The 860-nt window shown below is 45.0% G+C and carries 1 protein-coding gene; it reads right to left on the bottom strand.

What is annotated here, in order from left to right; translation table 11 throughout:
• On the bottom strand, positions 1-860 hold an 860-nt coding region (locus tag JML65_RS23755; protein WP_202272624.1), incomplete at both ends, for a condensation domain-containing protein.

The following is an 860-nucleotide window of genomic DNA, read 5'->3' as shown; positions in this document are numbered from 1 at the left end:
CTCACAATCAATGGCAGCGTGTTGATATATAATCCCGCTGAAGATTCTATCCCATCAACCGGTAAGCTTCTTCCTGAAACCGTTGTCCCTACAACACTCGTCCCTAAACCACTGTAAATACTCAGCTGCTTATGCCACAGGTATTGAAGTACGGCATTCACCGTAAAGCCATGCTCTTTGGTAAAGCTCTTCAATGTATGGTACTGAACACCCTCAATCTGCATTTTTATATGCTGATGATCCTGGATATGACGGTAAGTTCCTAAGTCAATATGACGCTGGTCTTCTTTTACTAAACTGCTCAGATCTTCCTGGTCTTCCAGTAAGCCCATATACGTATTCCAGAACTCTGCACTGTCCTCTTTGTGGGACTGAAGGTACTGCTGGGTCAAAGCATAGGCAGAATCTGCTGCCGGAGAGAGAGCCTCCCCTTTAAGCTGACCCAGGTAATGGTCATGGATGCTATTGAGAATGATAGGCATACTCCAGCCATCCAGAATCGCATGGTGGTTGCTGAATAAACAGCTGTAGTGACGATCTCCTCTTTTGAATAGATACACCCTGAAAAGACTTCCCTGGGTAAGGTCATACACCTCAAAGCGATCCTTCTGTGTGATTTCTCCGATCAGGGTTTCCTGAGCCTCTTTACTCATTTCACTGATATCCTGGTAGCGCCAGTCTACTTCGCCTTCTTTATCAATAACCTGTACGATCTCACCATTCCAGTCAAAACGAAGTCTCAACGACGGATAAGCGGCCTGGGTACGTTTCCAGGAATCTTTTAACTTCTCTTCATTTATTTTACTATGGTAGTCCCAGATCAACTGTACCCTGTAGGCATCATCTTTATCTCCCTGGTT

The organism is Chryseobacterium sp. KMC2 (assembly GCF_016756935.1).
In the GTDB taxonomy this organism is placed as follows: domain Bacteria; phylum Bacteroidota; class Bacteroidia; order Flavobacteriales; family Weeksellaceae; genus Chryseobacterium; species Chryseobacterium rhizosphaerae.
This window is presented reverse-complemented; position numbering and strand designations above follow the sequence as displayed.